General features: G+C 71.1%; 14 protein-coding genes, 1 pseudogene and 1 riboswitch. Of the genes and pseudogenes, 7 read left to right on the top strand and 8 right to left on the bottom strand.

Annotation, left to right across the window (positions count from 1 at the left end; translation table 11 throughout):
• Window positions 1–82: 82 nt before the first annotated feature.
• Window positions 83–583, bottom strand: a complete 501-nt coding sequence (locus tag JAO81_RS36285; protein ID WP_199552253.1) for a carboxymuconolactone decarboxylase family protein — start codon at window positions 581–583, stop codon at window positions 83–85.
• Between the two features lie 47 nt (window positions 584–630).
• Between JAO81_RS36285 and JAO81_RS36290 the strand changes: the two genes are divergently transcribed.
• Entirely contained in the window at window positions 631–2,160 is a 1,530-nt protein-coding gene (locus tag JAO81_RS36290; protein WP_199552254.1) for a PLP-dependent aminotransferase family protein, read from the top strand.
• Window positions 2,161–2,363: 203 nt separating this feature from the next.
• On the opposite strand, the gene JAO81_RS36295 is transcribed toward JAO81_RS36290, so the two are convergent.
• The gene (locus JAO81_RS36295; RefSeq protein ID WP_199552266.1) at window positions 2,364–3,206 is read right to left on the bottom strand and encodes a DMT family transporter; all 843 of its coding nucleotides are present in this window, start codon (window positions 3,204–3,206) and stop codon (window positions 2,364–2,366) included.
• Between the two features lie 118 nt (window positions 3,207–3,324).
• Here JAO81_RS36295 and JAO81_RS36300 point away from each other — a divergent pair, with 118 nt between their 5' ends.
• Together JAO81_RS36300 and JAO81_RS36305 are read left to right on the top strand one after the other, a co-directional pair.
• Window positions 3,325–3,684 (top strand): hypothetical protein, encoded by a 360-nt coding sequence (locus JAO81_RS36300; RefSeq protein WP_199552255.1) that lies wholly within the window; start codon window positions 3,325–3,327, stop codon window positions 3,682–3,684.
• Between the two features lie 35 nt (window positions 3,685–3,719).
• Window positions 3,720–4,895, top strand: coding sequence for a glutathionylspermidine synthase family protein (locus JAO81_RS36305; protein WP_199552256.1), 1,176 nt, complete (start codon window positions 3,720–3,722; stop codon window positions 4,893–4,895).
• A 128-nt stretch (window positions 4,896–5,023) separates the two neighbouring features.
• On the opposite strand, the gene rocD is transcribed toward JAO81_RS36305, so the two are convergent.
• A complete protein-coding gene (rocD, locus tag JAO81_RS36310; protein ID WP_199552257.1) occupies window positions 5,024–6,232 on the bottom strand; it encodes an ornithine--oxo-acid transaminase in 1,209 nt (402 codons plus the stop codon).
• Window positions 6,233–6,344: 112 nt separating this feature from the next.
• Window positions 6,345–6,431, top strand: a riboswitch (ZMP/ZTP riboswitch).
• Window positions 6,432–6,478: 47 nt separating this feature from the next.
• Between rocD and JAO81_RS36315 the strand changes: the two genes are divergently transcribed.
• On the top strand, window positions 6,479–7,921 hold the full coding sequence (locus JAO81_RS36315; protein WP_199552258.1) for a glycine hydroxymethyltransferase: 1,443 nt from the start codon (window positions 6,479–6,481) through the stop codon (window positions 7,919–7,921).
• A gap of 93 nt (window positions 7,922–8,014) precedes the next feature.
• Here JAO81_RS36315 and JAO81_RS36320 read toward each other — a convergent pair whose 3' ends face one another.
• From JAO81_RS36320 to JAO81_RS36330, 3 genes are all read right to left on the bottom strand, one after another.
• Window positions 8,015–8,884 carry a hypothetical protein gene (locus tag JAO81_RS36320; RefSeq protein WP_199552259.1) on the bottom strand — a complete coding sequence of 290 codons (870 nt, stop codon included), beginning with the start codon at window positions 8,882–8,884 and terminating at the stop codon, window positions 8,015–8,017.
• 185 nt (window positions 8,885–9,069) lie between these two features.
• Window positions 9,070–9,996, bottom strand: a complete 927-nt coding sequence (locus JAO81_RS36325) for a hypothetical protein (protein WP_307814077.1) — start codon at window positions 9,994–9,996, stop codon at window positions 9,070–9,072.
• The gene (locus JAO81_RS36330; RefSeq protein ID WP_199552260.1) at window positions 9,989–10,639 is read right to left on the bottom strand and encodes an RNA polymerase sigma factor; all 651 of its coding nucleotides are present in this window, start codon (window positions 10,637–10,639) and stop codon (window positions 9,989–9,991) included. Before JAO81_RS36330 ends, JAO81_RS36325 begins: the two co-directional genes overlap by 8 nt.
• A gap of 78 nt (window positions 10,640–10,717) precedes the next feature.
• Between JAO81_RS36330 and trpS the strand changes: the two genes are divergently transcribed.
• The gene (gene trpS / locus JAO81_RS36335) at window positions 10,718–11,731 is read left to right on the top strand and encodes a tryptophan--tRNA ligase (protein WP_199552261.1); all 1,014 of its coding nucleotides are present in this window, start codon (window positions 10,718–10,720) and stop codon (window positions 11,729–11,731) included.
• Window positions 11,732–11,868: 137 nt separating this feature from the next.
• A complete protein-coding gene (locus JAO81_RS36340; protein ID WP_199552262.1) occupies window positions 11,869–12,450 on the top strand; it encodes a 2'-5' RNA ligase family protein in 582 nt (193 codons plus the stop codon).
• Window positions 12,451–12,548: 98 nt separating this feature from the next.
• Here the strand turns inward: JAO81_RS36340 and JAO81_RS36345 are convergent, their stop codons facing one another.
• Together JAO81_RS36345 and JAO81_RS36350 are read right to left on the bottom strand one after the other, a co-directional pair.
• Entirely contained in the window at window positions 12,549–13,304 is a 756-nt protein-coding gene (locus JAO81_RS36345) for a decaprenylphospho-beta-D-erythro-pentofuranosid-2-ulose 2-reductase (protein WP_199552263.1), read from the bottom strand.
• Between the two features lie 108 nt (window positions 13,305–13,412).
• Window positions 13,413–14,762, bottom strand: a complete 1,350-nt coding sequence (locus JAO81_RS36350; protein WP_199552264.1) for an FAD-binding oxidoreductase — start codon at window positions 14,760–14,762, stop codon at window positions 13,413–13,415.
• A gap of 189 nt (window positions 14,763–14,951) precedes the next feature.
• Between JAO81_RS36350 and JAO81_RS36355 the strand changes: the two are divergent.
• Window positions 14,952–15,170 (top strand): annotated as a pseudogene (locus tag JAO81_RS36355) (phosphatase PAP2 family protein); the annotation flags it as partial.

Consider the following 15,170-nt stretch of genomic DNA (forward strand, 5'->3'; position numbering starts at 1 on the left):
GGTCCGGGGCGAAGCCCCGGTTTCGGGAAGGGGCGGGTAGGGGAAAAATCCCACCCGCCCCTTCCCGCGCCCGACCCGCAGCTCAGTCCTGCGGACGGTGCGACGTCGACCCCGGCGTGTAGTGCCCCGCAACCATCCGCGTCGACACGGCGATCCGGTTCCACGCATTGATCACCGTGATCACCGCAAGCAGCGCCGACAGCTCCGCCTCATCGAAGTGCTTGGCGGCCGTAGCCCACACCTCGTCCGGTACGAAACCGTCGGTCAGGACCGTGACCGCCTCGGCGAGCTCAAGGGCGGCCGCCTCCTTCTCGGTGTAGAAGTGCCGCGACTCCTCCCAGGCGCTCAGCTGGATGATCCGCTCGACGGACTCACCGGCGGCCAGCGCGTCCTTGGTGTGCATGTCGATGCAGAACGCGCAGTGGTTGATCTGCGACGAACGGATCTTCACGAGCTCCGCGATCACCGGGTCGAGCCCGGTACGGGAGGCACCGTCGACCTTGATCATCGCCTTGTAGAACTCGGGCAGGTGCTGGCCGATGTTGAGGCGGGGCGTGTGCTCAGGGGCGTATTCAGTGCTCATGGGCACAAAGCTACGCGCGGGTGGCCCGCCGGGTATGGTCCATTTTCATGGTGGATTCCTGGGCCAATCCGACCGAGGGCCGGAGCGCGAAAGCTGAGGGCCGCGGCGCAAGAACCGAGGGCCGGAGCGCGAAAGAGGAGGCGGGTCAGGGCGCGGACCTGCCCGCCGTCCTGGGCGTCGACCTCCACATCGACCTCGGCCGCTCCGGCGTACGCAAGGGCCTCACCGACGCGCTCAGGGACGCCGTACGCACCGGCCGCCTCACCCCCGGCACCCGCCTGCCGTCCTCCCGCTCGCTCGCGGCCGACCTCGGCATCGCCCGCAACACCGTCGCCGACGCCTACGCCGACCTGGTCGCCGAGGGCTGGCTCACCGCCCGCCAGGGCTCCGGCACCCGCGTCGCCGCCCGCTCCGTACCGGCCCCGAAGACCCCGCGGCCCGCCCCGCGGCGCGCCCCCAAGGTCAGGTACTCGCTGCATCCCGGCTCGCCCGACGTCAGCTCCTTTCCCCGTACGCAATGGTCGAAGGCGGCCCGCAGGGCACTCCTCGACGCCCCCAACGAGGCCTTCGAATACGGCGACCCCCGCGGCCTGCTCGCCCTGCGCACCGCACTCGCCGACTACCTCGCCCGCGCCCGCGGTGTGTACGCAGAACCGGACCGGATCGTGATCACCTCGGGCTTCGTCGGCGGCCTGAAGCTCCTCGCCCAGGTCCTGCGCGCGCGGGGCGCAGGATCGGTGGCCGTGGAGTCGTACGGGCTCGCCCACCACTGGCGGTGTCTGACGGCCGAGGGCCTGTCCATCCCGCCCCTCGGCCTTGACCGGCTCGGCACCCGCACCGACGAGTTGGGCGACGCCGGCGCGCTTCTGGTGACGCCCGCCCACCAGTTCCCGCTGGGCGATCCGCTCGCCCCGGGGCGCAGGGCCCAGGCCGTCGACTGGGCCCGCCGCACCGGCGGGGTGATCCTCGAGGACGACTACGACGGCGAGTTCCGCTACGACCGCCAGGCCGTCGGCGCCCTGCAGAGCCTCGACCCGGACCGGGTCGTCTACTGCGGCACGGCCAGCAAGTCCCTCGCGCCCGCGCTCCGTCTGGGCTGGCTGGTCCTGCCCGCCGACCTCGCGGCCGAGGTCGCGGCCGCCAAGGGCATCTCGGACTGGCAGTGCGGAGCGCTCGACCAGCTCACCCTGTGCGACTTCCTGACCTCCGGCGCGTACGACCGTCACGTACGCGGCATGCGCCTGACGTACCGCCGCCGCCGCGACGAACTGGTCACGGCCCTCGCCGCACGCGCCCCGCACATCGAGATCAGCGGTATCGCGGCCGGCCTGCACGCGGTGCTCGAACTCCCGCCCGGCACCGAGCAGTCGCTGCTCCGCGCGGCGGCCTGGCACGGCGTCCGCGTCCAGAGCCTCTCCTTCTTCCGCCACCCCGAGGCGACGGTCCCACCACGGGACGGCCTGGTGGTGGGATACGGAACACCACCGGACCACGCGTGGGCGGGGGCGCTGGAGGCGTTGTGCGAGGTGCTGGGCACATCCAGCCCGTCCGGTAACTCCAGCCCCTCCGGCGCTTGAGGAGATCCGAACGACGTTCGGATGCGGGGGCCGGGGCGTAGCTCCCGGTTTCGGGAAGGGGCGGGAAGGGGCGGGGCGGGGTGGGGAGGGAGGCCCGCCGCAGGCGCCCTCCGCCCCCCCCGGGCACCCCGCCCAACAGCACCCCGCCCAACAGCACCCCGCCCAACAGCACCCCGCCCACAGCACCCCGCCCAACAGCACCCCTACGCAGCCTCCTCCACTGCCCCCTCCACCGGCGCCTCCCCGAACCGCGCCAGCGCCAATGCGCCCGCCACCGCCACCGCGAAGCCGAGGACCGCCAGCCATCCGAGCCCGGCCCGCGTCTCGTCGCCCAGCCAGATCACCCCGACCAGCGAGGGTGCGACCGTCTCGCCGAGCACCAGACCCGCGGTGGCCGTCGGCACCGACCCCCGCTGCAGCGCCGACGTCAGCAGCAGGAACGCCCCGCCACCGCCGATCAGCAGCGCATACACCGCCGGATTGGTGAGCAGCTCCTTCAGGCCGACCTCGTCGATCAGCCGCACCGCCACCTGCACCACCCCGAACCCGAGCCCCGCCCCCAGGCCGAGCACCAGGGCGCGGGCCTTGTCCGGAAGCCGCCCGCCCGCCGCGCCAAGGAGCAGGATGGCGAGCGCGGCCCCGAGCAGCGCCCACTTCAGCGCGTCCGAACCGGACTTCGAGCCCTCCGAGCCCGCCGCGATCCCCACCATCGCAAGCCCCGCGCACACCACGGTGATCGCCGTCCACTCCGCCCTGTTGAGCCGGATATGCAGCAGGCGCGTGGCGATGAGTGCGGTCACGGCGAGGCTGGCGGCCAGCGCCGCCCCCACCGCGTAGATCGGAATGTGCCGCAGCGCCACGATCTGCAGCAGGAACCCGAGCCCGTCGAGCGCGAGCCCCGCCAGATACCGCCACTGCTTCAGTACGCGCATCAGCAGCCCCGGATCCACGCCGGAACCCGTGCCGGGCGCGATGGACCGGGTGGCGACGGCCTGCAGTACGGAGGCGGTGCCGAAGCAGATCGCGGAAGCGAGGGCGCAAATCATCCCAATAAGCACGAAACGACTCTAGGGGCCCCGCAGGAATCAGGGGGCCTCCCAGGCGCCCCGCGGGTCTGGTTAAGCTGCCTGCCGCGTTGACTGTCGACCAGGGGGAGTGGAAGTCATGGGAACCGAGGGCAAACCGCGCCGGATGCGGTCGAGCACGGTGATCCTCGGCGGCATGGGCGTACTGGCCACCGCGCTGTCCGCGTGCGGCAGCGACCCGGACAAGCGCTGCGTGGACCGCGACAGCTATGACTACGCGACGGGTTACAAGATCGTCGACTCCAAGTACTGCGGCAGCTCCTCCTCGTCCAAGGGCAAGCGCAAGTCCGGTACGGGCAGCGGCGGCAAGGTCGACGGCGCCTGGTACTACGACGCGGAGGTCGAGCGGAGCCGCGCCGACCACGGCACGTTCAGCCGCTCCGAAGCGGTCGACCGCGGCGGCTTCGGGTGCTCGGACTCCGGCTCCGGCGGCGGCTGAGGCACCGGCGTACCGCAGACACACCGAGGGACCCCATGGAACGCCGCACCATAGAACCCCGCCCCGGCTGGCAGCAGACCGTCGAGGAGCAGGGCCTGATCTACCCGCTCACCCGCTACCCCGACGGCTCCCTGCGCCCGTACTGGGACGAGAGCGCGTACTACGTCTTCGGCCTGTCCGAGGTCGAGGAGCTCGAAGAGGTCGTCGAGGAACTGCACGGCATGTGCCTCGAGGCCGCCGCGCACATCGTCGAGAAGGACCGGTTCGCCGACCTCGGCATCACCGATGCGCACCTGGTCGAGCGGATCCGCGAAGCCTGGCTCCGCCGCGCCGAACTCCCTTCCCTCTACGGCCGGTTCGACCTGCGCTACGACGGTACGGGCCCCGCCAAACTCCTCGAGTACAACGCGGACACCCCGACCTCCCTGGTCGAGGCGGCGAGCCCGCAATGGTTCTGGATGGAGGAGCGCTTCCCGGGCGCCGACCAGTGGAACTCCCTGCATGAGCGCCTGGTCGACGCCTGGCGGGGGCAGGCGCGTCTGCTGCCGCCGGGCAGCCCCGTGCACTTCGCGCACTCCACCGCCGACGAGCTCGGCGAGGACCTGATGACCGTCGCGTACCTCCAGGAGACCGCCGAACAAGCAGGGCTGAAGGCGGTCCCCATCCCGGTCGAGGACATCGGCTGGGACCGCCTGTCCGGCCGCTTCGTGGACAACCGGCTCGGCTTCATCCGCGCCTGCTTCAAGCTCTATCCATGGGAGTGGCTGACCACGGACCGCTTCGGGGGCCACGTCCTCGACACGCTCGACAACGGCGGCGGCACCGGCACCACCCTCTGGATCGAGCCGGTCTGGAAGATGCTCCTGTCCAACAAGGCCCTGCTCGCCGTCCTCTGGGACCTCTACCCCGGCCACCCGAACCTGCTCCCCGCCTACCTCGACGGCCCGCGCGACCTTCCCGCCTACGTGGCCAAACCGCTGCTCGGCCGCGAAGGCGCGGGCGTCACGATCCACACGGCGGACGCGCCCCCGGCCCCGCGTGACGAGCCGTGCTGCTACCAGGAGTTGGCCCCGCTGCCCACCTTCGACGGCAACCACGTGGTGCTTGGCGCGTGGGTGGTCGAGAACGAGGCAGCGGGGCTCGGCATCCGCGAGTCGTCCGGCCTGGTCACGGACGAGTACGCCCGCTTCCTGCCGCACGTGATCCTCTAGCCGCGCGCGAGCCACGCGAGCGGGGGAGCTGCGAGGGAGCCACGGCGGAGCTGCGAGGGAGCCACGGCGGAGCCGCGAGGGAGCCACGGCGGAGCCGCGAGGGGAACTACTGCGGAGCTGCGAGGGAACTACGCGAGTACGGCCCGCAGCTGGTCAAGGCCCCAGTCCAGGTCCTCCTTGCTGATCACCAGCGGCGGCGCGATCCGGATCGTCGAACCATGCGTGTCCTTGACCAGCACGCCGCGGTCCATCAGCTTCTCCGAGATCTCCCGGCCCGTCCCGTACGAGGGATCGATGTCCACACCGGCCCACAGCCCGCGCCCGCGCACCTCGCGCACGGCCCCGGCGCCGACGAGCAGCCCCAGCTCATGGTGGAGGTGGTCGCCCAACTCCGTGGCCTTCTGCTGGTATTCACCGGTCTCCAGCATCGCGATCACCTCCAGCGCGACCGCGCAGGCGAGGGGATTGCCGCCGAAGGTCGACCCGTGCTCACCCGGCCGGAACACCCCGAGCACCTCGGCCGAGGACACCACCGCCGACACCGGCACGACCCCGCCGCCGAGCGCCTTGCCGAGGATGTACATGTCCGGCACGACCTCCTCGTGCTCACACGCGAAGGTCTTCCCCGTGCGCCCGAGACCCGACTGGATCTCGTCGGAGATGAACAGCACGTTCCGCTCCCGCGTCAGCTCCCGCACCCCCGCGAGATAGCCCGGCGGCGGTACGAGCACGCCGGCCTCGCCCTGGATCGGTTCGAGCAGCACGGCCACCGTCTCGTCGCAGACGGCCCGGCTCAGCGCTTCGAGATCCCCGTACGGAACGATCTCGAAGCCCGGCGTGTACGGACCGAAGTCCGCCCGCGCCTCGGGGTCCGTGGAGAAGCTGACGATGGTGGTCGTCCGGCCGTGGAAGTTGTCGGACGCGACCACGATCTTCGCCTGGCCGTCGGGCACACCCTTGACCTTGTAACCCCACTTGCGGGCCGTCTTCACGGCGGTCTCGACGGCCTCCGCGCCGGTGTTCATCGGCAGCACCATCTCCATGCCGCACAGCGCGGCAAGGCGGGTGCAGAACTCGGCGAACCGGTCGTGATGGAACGCCCGCGAGGTCAGCGTGACCCGTTCCAGCTGCGCCTTGGCCGCGTCGATCAGCCGGCGGTTGCCATGGCCGAAGTTCAGTGCCGAGTAGCCGGCCAGCATGTCCAGGTAGCGCCGGCCCTCCACGTCCGTCATCCACGCGCCCTCGGCCGTGGCGACCACGACGGGCAGCGGATGGTAGTTGTGCGCACTGTGCGCGTCGGCGGAAGAGATCAATGCGTTCGTGCGGGTTTCCGTCATCGACACGGGGTCTCCGTTCATCGTGCGGCCGAAGCTGGGTGTTGCCCACGTTCCTATCGTCGCTCGCATGCCGGACGCAGAAACCTCGCCCGGACACCTGCCGGTAAGGTGGCAGGTGGGCCGTGACTGGCGCGCTGAGATGGGATCAACCATCGGGGAGCGGCTCGTGAACTGTGTGCCGTGCGCCTGGGCCGAACCGAGTACGACGAACCTGTACGCATCGTCTTCGTCCGGAGGTCCACCACCATGACCGACCCTTCTGCCGCCTCCACCGCCTTCAACAGCGCCCTCGAAGTGATCCGCGGCGTCGAGCCCCGTGTCGCCGACGCCATCGGCCAGGAGCTCACCGACCAGCGCGAAATGCTCAAGCTGATCGCCTCCGAGAACTACGCGTCCCCGGCCACCCTGCTCGCCATGGGCAACTGGTTCAGCGACAAGTACGCCGAGGGCACCATCGGCCGGCGCTTCTACGCCGGCTGCCGCAACGTCGACACCGTCGAGTCCCTCGCCGCCGAGCACGCCCGCGAACTCTTCGGCGCCCAGCACGCCTACGCCCAGCCGCACTCAGGGATCGACGCCAACCTCGTCGCTTTCTGGGCGGTCCTGGCGGAACGCGTGGAGGTGCCTGCTCTGGAAGACGCGGGCGTGCGCAACGTCAATGATCTGACGGATGCGGATTGGGCCGTGCTGCGACGTTCCCTTGGTGACCAGCGCATGCTCGGTATGTCCCTGGACGCGGGTGGGCATCTGACCCATGGGTTCCGGCCGAACGTGTCAGGAAAACTCTTCGACCAGCGCTCTTACGGCACCGACCCCGCGACCGGTCTCGTCGACTACGAGGCGCTGCGCAAGACGGCCCGTGACTTCAAGCCCTTGATCATCGTGGCCGGTTACTCCGCCTACCCCCGTCTCGTGAACTTCCGCATCATGCGCGAGATCGCCGACGAGGTCGGTGCCACGCTCATGGTCGACATGGCGCACTTCGCCGGTCTCGTCGCAGGCAAGGTCCTCACCGGCGACTTCGACCCGGTGCCGCACGCGCAGATCGTCACGACCACCACGCACAAGTCGCTGCGTGGTCCGCGCGGCGGCATGGTCCTGTGCGACGACTCGCTCAAGGACCAGGTCGACCGCGGCTGCCCGATGGTCCTCGGTGGTCCCCTTCCGCATGTGATGGCGGCCAAGGCTGTCGCGCTGGCCGAGGCCCGTCAGCCTTCCTTCCGTGACTACGCGCAGCGTGTGGTCGACAACTCCCGTGCTCTGGCCGAGGGGTTGATGCGCCGCGGTGCCACGCTGGTGACGGGCGGCACCGACAACCACCTCAACCTGATCGACGTCGCCTCCTCCTACGGCCTCTCCGGCCGCCAGGCCGAGAACGCCCTCCTCGACTCCGGTGTGGTCACCAACCGCAACGCCATCCCCGCCGATCCGAACGGCGCCTGGTACACCTCCGGTATCCGTATCGGCACCCCCGCTCTGACCACGCGTGGTCTGGGCGCGGCCGAGATGGACGAGATCGCGGGCCTGATCGACACCGCGCTCAAGGCCACCAAGTCGGCGACGACCAAGTCGGGCGCGCCCTCGAAGGCGAAGCACGTCCTGGACGCGAAGGTCTCGGACGAGATCGCCCACCGCGCCTCGGACCTCCTGACCCCCTTCCCGCTCTACCCGGGCATCGACCTGACCTGACCCGACCTCGCTCGACCCGACCGATCCGACCCGATCCGGGACCGCCGCGCGCTCCACCCCCGTCGGAGCGCGTGGCAGTCCGGAGCCCTCACCTCACCGGTCGATCAGCTCCCCACGCGGACCTTCCTCCCGCGCGGCCGTCCGTGCCTCCCGCGCAGCCGACCGTGCCTCCAGCAACTTCCCGGACCATGTGGGCAGTTGCCGGGCTATCGGCCGTATCCCCAGAGCCAGGGCGGCCCCCGCGGCGATTCCGGGGAACACCCACCACCAGCCGGTGCTCACCGCCGCACCGGCAGCGGCGGGCTCGCCCCGCGCGCCCGGAGCGTCGGACGCGTCCGCACCCGCGGCCTGACCCACCCCCGCGGTCTCGTCCGCACCCGAACCGGCTGTCGTCGCCTCGTCCGCACCCGAACCGGCTGTCGCCGCCTCGTCCGTGCCCGAGCCGCCCGTCAGGTTCCCGTCGCCGGAGTCGCTGCCCGAGGCTCCTGGCGTGCCGAGCAGGCCGAGATCGTCCAGGAGCGCGAGCAACTGCCCGGGCTGCGCGGGCCGATGCCACTTGCCCTGCGAGCTGTCCAGGCGGTCTTCGACCTGTTCCTCCGAGGTGTGGAGGAAGACCTTGTCGTCACCCTCGCCCCCGGCCGGGGGTATGACATGGATCTGGTCCACGCGCCAGGGCTCCACGTCATGGATCATCCACGTGGCATTGATCATGGATCCGTCCATCGTGTCGTCCATGGGCGGGGCCGCCACGCTCTCGACGTCACGGCCGACCCCGAGCAGCTTCCACAGCTGTTCGTACTCCTTGTCCTGGTAGTTCAGCGCCGTCGCCCCGCCGCTTGTCGGCGACGAGAGCAGCACGCTCGTCGGCCCACCCGCCGAGGCACAGGGCGCCCCCAGCAGTACCAGCGCGAGCCCCGCCACCAACGTGCCGAGCAGGGTCGCCAACCTCCGTACGCCACGCATCCGTTCCCCCAGAGGTCCCTGGCGCGGCCGCTCCGCGCCGATTCACTTCTGGTACACCGCTCGCGGCCCGCAGGTTCCCCTTTTCTTCGCCGAGTTTCCCGAGTTCCCCGCGTCCCCCGAGTCCCCGCGTCCCCCGAGTCCCCGAGTCCCCGAGTCCGCCTCGCCTGTCTGCCGTGGCGAGCAGATCAGCGCGAGGAGGCCGCGACCTCCATCGCCCGGTCCCGCTGATCGATGCCTTCGAGCCGAAGGGTCAGGCCGGTTGCGGTGCCCGTCCTCTCCCACAGGAGGGTCGGCCCGGCCGTGCGTACGGTCGTCGAGTACGACGTGCCCCGCTCGTCGACGAGGTCGATCCGCAGTCTGTGCGGTGCGGGGAACCACATCCCCTCGCCCGCGCCCCGTACCGTCACCGGCTCGTACGGCACGCGGGTCGTCTTCCAGAAGATCGGGTCGATCGTCGCCCGCAGTTGGTCGAGCCGTATCACCGCGCCGTCCGCTGTACGCCAGCACAGCGAGATCACCCTGCGGTCCGCGGAGACGGAAGCGGTGGGCCGCCCGCTCAACTCGCTCGGCACCAAGGGCTTGAACCCCGCCTGCCGTGCCGCCTCGTCCACCGTGAGCGCCTGCGCGCAGCCCGGCACCGGCGAGGGCGGGGGAGGGGAGGCCGAGGGGTCGTGCCGCACGGCGACCCCGCCGAAGTTGAACCAGTCCGCGACGGCCGCACGCACAGGAGGGGTGAGCACCGCGACGACCAGAAGCCCGCACAGCGCCGCCGCGATCCGGGCACGTCGCAGCCGGAACCAGCCGCGCAGCCGCTCACGGCGGCTGGGCGGCTGGATCACGGGGGTCGGCACATGCTCGGCGGCCAGCTGTGCCAGGGCGCGCTCGGCCATGGTCCGGCCGTCGGCATCGGGCACGGCCCGCCGGCTCCTCAGCAGCCGCAGCTCCTCCTCGACCCGCCGCCGCCTGGCCTCCGGATCCTCCCGCCGTCGCCCGGTCTGCCAGTCCTCCCGCCGTCGCCCGGTCTGCCAGTCCTCCCGCCGTCGCCCGGCCTCCGCCTCTTCCCCGCGTCGCCCGTCCTCCTGGCCCTCTCGGCCCTCCCGGTCCTCACTCACTCTTCTCACCTCCCTCCAGACCTTCCGACATCCGTTCCGCCAGCCCTTCCGACTCCATGGCGAACACACTGTCCGCGGGCAGCAGCCTGCCCAGTTTCTTCAGGGCGCGGTTCAGCCGTGACTTCACCGTGCCGCGCGGCCAGCCCAGCGTCCCGGCCGTCTCCGCTTCGTCCATCTCCAGGAGATAGCGGCAGGTGACGACAGCCCGCTGATCGCGGTTCAGCCGGCCGAGGGCGGCATGCAGCGCGCTCCGCTGCTCCTGTGCGAGCGCCGCGAAGGCCGGGTCGGCCGACTCCGGTATCAACGGCTCGGCCTCGCGCAGCGCCGCCTCCCGGCCGGCGAGGGCTCTGAGGCGGCCGGCCGAGCGCACTGTGTTCCTCGTCTCATTCACCACGATCTGCAGCAGCCAGGGCTTGAACGAGGAGTCGTCCCGGAAGCGGCCCAGGGACTGATAGGCCTTGAAGAAGGCCGCCTGCACCACGTCCTCCGCGTCCGCGCCCGCGCCGAAGGCCACCGCGGCGCGCAGCGCCACCGGTGTGTGGGCACGCACCAGCTCCGCGTACGCCTCCGCCTCGCCGGCGCGCACCCGGGCGATCACCGAGCCCTCGTCGACGACGATGCGGCCCCCCTCCCGCGTTCTCACACCTTTGATACACCGGAGGCGCGGGATCGGTTCCAGTCCGTAGCAGACCTGTTTCGCGCACCTGAGAGAATGATGGGCATGGCCACAGACCGACCCCGCGTGCTCTCCGGAATCCAGCCCACCGCAGGCTCGTTCCACCTCGGCAACTACCTGGGCGCCGTGCGCCAGTGGGTTGCGCTGCAGGAGTCCCACGACGCCTTCTACATGGTCGTCGACCTGCACGCGATCACCGTGCCGCAGGACCCGAAGGAGCTGCGCGCCAACACCCGGCTCGCCGCGGCCCAGCTGCTCGCGGCCGGCCTGGACGCCGAGCGCTGCACCCTGTTCGTGCAGAGCCATGTGCCCGAGCACGCGCAGCTCGGCTGGGTCATGAACTGCCTCACCGGATTCGGCGAGGCCTCCCGTATGACCCAGTTCAAGGACAAGTCGGCGAAGCAGGGCTCCGACCGCGCCACGGTCGGCCTCTTCACGTATCCGATCCTGCAGGTCGCGGACATCCTGCTCTACCAGGCGGACGAGGTCCCGGTGGGCGGCGACCAGCGCCAGCACATCGAGCTGACCCGTGACCTGGCCGAGCGCTTCAACGGCCGCTACGGCCAGACCTTCACCGTGCCGAAGCCGTACATCATCAAGGAGACGGCGAAGATCGCCGACCTCCAGGACCCGACGGCCAAGATGAGCAAGTCCACGGCCAACCCCAAGGGCCTGGTCAATCTGCTCGACGACCCGAAGGTGACCGTCAAGAAGGTCAAGAGCGCGGTCACCGACACGGACACCGAGATCCGCTTCGACGCCGAGGCCAAGCCCGGTGTCAGCAACCTGCTCACCATCTACTCCACCCTCACCGGTACTGGTATCCCGGAACTTGAGCAGAAGTACGCCGGCAAGGGCTACGGTGCGCTGAAGACGGATCTCGCCGAGGTCATGGCCGAGTTCGTGACCCCGTTCCGTACCCGTACGCAGGAGTATCTGGACGACCCGGAGACCCTGGACTCGATCCTCGCCAAGGGCGCGGAGAAGGCCCGTGCGGTCGCCGCGGAGACCCTCGCCACCACGTACGCGCGAATCGGGTTCCTGCCCGCCAAGCACTGACCCACACCGCCGCGACACCGCCCTGGCCAGGGACGGACCAAGGACCCTGGCCAGAAGGACGGTGCGCGCGACACACTGGCAAGCTCCTGCAGCATCCATCACTGCAGGGCGATGAAGGACCGGAGAAGGAGCACGACGTGGGGACCGTAACGCTCGGCGTTTCGATCGCGGTCCCGGAGCCCCATGGCAGCCTGCTCCAGGAGCGGCGTGCGGGCTTCGGCGACCCCGCGGCGCACGGTATCCCCACGCATGTCACGCTGCTGCCGCCCACCGAGGTGGCCGCCGAGGCGCTGCCCGCGATCGAGGCGCATCTCGCCGAGGTCGCGTCCGGCGGCCGGCCCTTCCCGATGCGGCTTTCCGGCACCGGAACGTTCCGTCCCCTGTCGCCCGTCGTCTTCGTCAAGGTCGTCGAGGGCGCCGAGGCCTGCACCTGGCTGCAGAAGCAGGTCCGCGATGCCTCGGGCCCGGTCGCACGCGAGCTGCAGTTCCCGTACCACCCGCATGTGACCGTGGCGCACGGCATCGCGGAGGAGGCGATGGACCGCGCCTTCGAGGAGCTTTCCTCGTACGAGGCCGCGTGGTCCTGCACCGGATTCGCGCTGTACGAGCAGGGCGAGGACGGGGTCTGGCGCAAGCTGCGCGAGTTCCCCTTCGCCGGCCCGTCCGTTCCCCCGCAGGCGGCGGCGCCCGCGGACCGGGGCACGCTGCCGGCTCGCTGAGCACGAGCGGAAGCGCGAGCCCCCGGCCGATCCGTGTCACGACAGAGGGGCGGACCCGCGTACCGGAATCCGCCCCAACGCCCGTACAGGAAAAGGCCCTACACCGGCAGCCGCCGGAACACCGGCCGCGGCACATGCCGCAGCGCCGACATCACCAGGCGCAGCGCCCCGGGCACCCACACCGTCTCCGCGCGCCGTCGCAGCCCCGCCTCGATCGCCTCGGCCACCGCCTGAGGCGTCGTGGCCAGCGGTGCCTCCTTCATGCCCGCCGTCATCTTCGAGCGGACGAAGCCGGGCCGTACGACCATGACGTGCACCCCGCTGCCGTGCAGCGCGTCCCCGAGGCCCTGGGCGAAGGCGTCGAGCCCGGCCTTGGACGACCCGTAGATGAAGTTGGCCCGCCGCGCGCGCTCGCCGGCCACCGAGGACAGCACGACCAAGGAGCCGTGCCCCTGGCGCTTGAGGGCGTTCGCGCAGACGAGGCCCGAGGAGACAGCGCCCGTGTAGTTGGTCTGCGCGACCCGGACCGCCGACAGCGGCTCGTCCTCGTCGCGCTCCTGGTCGCCGAGCACGCCGAACGCGAGCAGCACCATGTCGATGTCGCCCTCGGTGAAGACCTTCCCGAGCGTCTCCTCGTGCGACTCGGAGTCCAGGGCGTCGAAGGCGACGGTACGGGCGTCGGCGCCCAGGTCCCGCAGCTGCTCGGCCGCCGCTTCCAGGGCAGGCGAGGGCCGGCCGGCCAGCCACACCGTGCGGGTGCGGCGCGCGACCAGGCGGCGCGCGGTGGCCAGCGCGATCTCGGAGGTGCCGCCCAGGATCAGCAGGGACTGGGGGGTGCCGAACGCGTCCTTCATCGAAACTCCAGGGGTACGGGGGTGACGCAGGGCAAAAGGGGCAACGGCCGGGACGTCACGAGGACACCGCCGGGACCCGGACGTCACAGGAACAGCGGCCGCCGGACGTCACAGAGACAGCCGCCGGGACAGATCCGACGTGAACACCCCACGCGGATCGAGCTCTTCGCGCAGTGCGCGGAACTGGCCGAGCCGCGGGTACATCGCACCGAGCAGCTCGGGCCGCAGCCGTGAGTCCTTCGCGAGGTAGATCCGTCCGTCGGCCGCCGCGACCTCCTCGTCGAGCTCGTCGAGGAAGGAGCCGAGGCCGGGCATGGTGGCCGGGATGTCCAGGGCGAGCGTCCAGCCGGGCATCGGGAAGGACAGCCAGCCGGGATCGCCGTCGCCGAAGCGCTTGAGCACGGCGAGGAAGGACGGGCAGCCGCGCTGCGAGATCCGGCCGACGATCCGGCGCAGCGCCTCCTCCTTGCCGTATCCGAGGACGAATTGGTACTGCACGAAGCCGCTGCGGCCGTAGATCCGGTTCCAGTGCGGTACGCCGTCCAGCGGGTGGAAGAACGTGGAGATCTTCTGCAGTTCGCCACGCCGGGCGCGGGGCGCCTTGCGGTACCAGAGCTCGTTGAAAAGACCCACCGTCGCCTTGCCGAGAAGCCCTTCCGGCACGAACGCGGGCGCGGCGGGCAGCTGCCCCGGCCGGAACGTCAGCGGCGTGCGACGGGCCCGTACGGGCAGCGCGTCCAGCGGCGCGTGGTCGCCGCGGGTGAGCACCGAGCGGCCCATCGCGGCGCCGCGCGCGAGCAGGTCGATCCAGGCGACCGAGTAGCGGTAGCGGTGGTCGGTCGCGGTCAGGCGGGCCATCAAGTCGTCGAGGTCGGTGGCCCGTTCGGTGTCCACGGACATCAACGAGGTCTGTACGGGGAGCAGTTCGACGGTCGCGGAGAGGATCACCCCGGTCAGGCCCATGCCCCCGGCGGTGGCGTCGAAGAGCGGGTCGCCGCGCTTGACCGTATGCACCGTGCCGTCCGCCGTGAGCAGGTCGAGCGCGGCGACATGGCGGGAGAAGGAGCCCGAGACGTGGTGGTTCTTGCCGTGGATGTCGGCGCCGATCGCGCCGCCCACTGTGACGTACCGCGTCCCGGGCGTCACCGGCACGAACCAGCCGAGCGGCAGCAGCACTTCCATCAGGCGGTGCAGGCTCACGCCGGCGTCGCACACCACCACGCCCGCTTCGGCGTCGATCGCGCGGATCCGGTCGAGGGAGGTCATGTCGAGCACCGAACCGCCCGCGTTCTGCGCCGCGTCGCCGTACGCCCGGCCGAGCCCTCGTGCGATGCCCCCGCGCGCCCCGCACGCGCGGACGGCGTCCGCCACCTCCTCGTAACTGCGGGGGCGGACCAGGCGGGCGGTGGTGGGGGCGGTGCGGCCCCAACCCGTGACGGAGACGGTGTCGGCAGACATGACCGCGACGCTATCGCCCGGTGAAGCATGGTTTGCCAAACCTGTCGCACCCCTCACCGAAACGGGTGATTCAGGGGGTGTCGCCCAACATTGCCGTAATTACTGGCTCGTTGGCATGAAGAGTCGATTGCGGCATACGGCCGCTCGGGTGGATCGGCGGCCGGAAACCCTCAGCGACGAAGAGGCCACATGCACGAGTACGACCAGCGGCTCCTGGCAGCCCTGCGCGACACCGGACAGCATCCGCATATCGCGGCCGCCGCCCGCACCCTGTCCTTCGCGGGTGAGCACGGCGCGCTGTGGCTGGCCGCCGGCCTCGCGGGCGCCGCGCTCGTCAAGGAGCGGCGCGGCGCCTGGCTGCGGGGCACCGCGCTGGCCGCGGGCGCGCACCTGGGCCGCGTGGGCGGG

The sequence above is a fragment of the Streptomyces sp. N35 genome, assembly GCF_016464295.1.
GTDB lineage: Bacteria > Actinomycetota > Actinomycetes > Streptomycetales > Streptomycetaceae > Streptomyces.

Bases quoted from the DNA above. Each gene is read 5' to 3' on its own strand.
- JAO81_RS36285 (WP_199552253.1), bottom strand. From the start codon at position 583: ATGAGCACTGAATACGCCCCTGAGCACACGCCCCGCCTCAACATCGGC.
- JAO81_RS36290 (WP_199552254.1), top strand. From the start codon at position 631: ATGGTGGATTCCTGGGCCAATCCGACCGAGGGCCGGAGCGCGAAAGCT.
- JAO81_RS36295 (WP_199552266.1), bottom strand. From the start codon at position 3,206: ATGATTTGCGCCCTCGCTTCCGCGATCTGCTTCGGCACCGCCTCCGTA.
- JAO81_RS36300 (WP_199552255.1), top strand. From the start codon at position 3,325: ATGGGAACCGAGGGCAAACCGCGCCGGATGCGGTCGAGCACGGTGATC.
- JAO81_RS36305 (WP_199552256.1), top strand. From the start codon at position 3,720: ATGGAACGCCGCACCATAGAACCCCGCCCCGGCTGGCAGCAGACCGTC.
- rocD (WP_199552257.1), bottom strand. From the start codon at position 6,232: ATGACGGAAACCCGCACGAACGCATTGATCTCTTCCGCCGACGCGCAC.
- JAO81_RS36315 (WP_199552258.1), top strand. From the start codon at position 6,479: ATGACCGACCCTTCTGCCGCCTCCACCGCCTTCAACAGCGCCCTCGAA.
- JAO81_RS36320 (WP_199552259.1), bottom strand. From the start codon at position 8,884: ATGCGTGGCGTACGGAGGTTGGCGACCCTGCTCGGCACGTTGGTGGCG.
- trpS (WP_199552261.1), top strand. From the start codon at position 10,718: ATGGCCACAGACCGACCCCGCGTGCTCTCCGGAATCCAGCCCACCGCA.
- JAO81_RS36345 (WP_199552263.1), bottom strand. From the start codon at position 13,304: ATGAAGGACGCGTTCGGCACCCCCCAGTCCCTGCTGATCCTGGGCGGC.
- JAO81_RS36350 (WP_199552264.1), bottom strand. From the start codon at position 14,762: ATGTCTGCCGACACCGTCTCCGTCACGGGTTGGGGCCGCACCGCCCCC.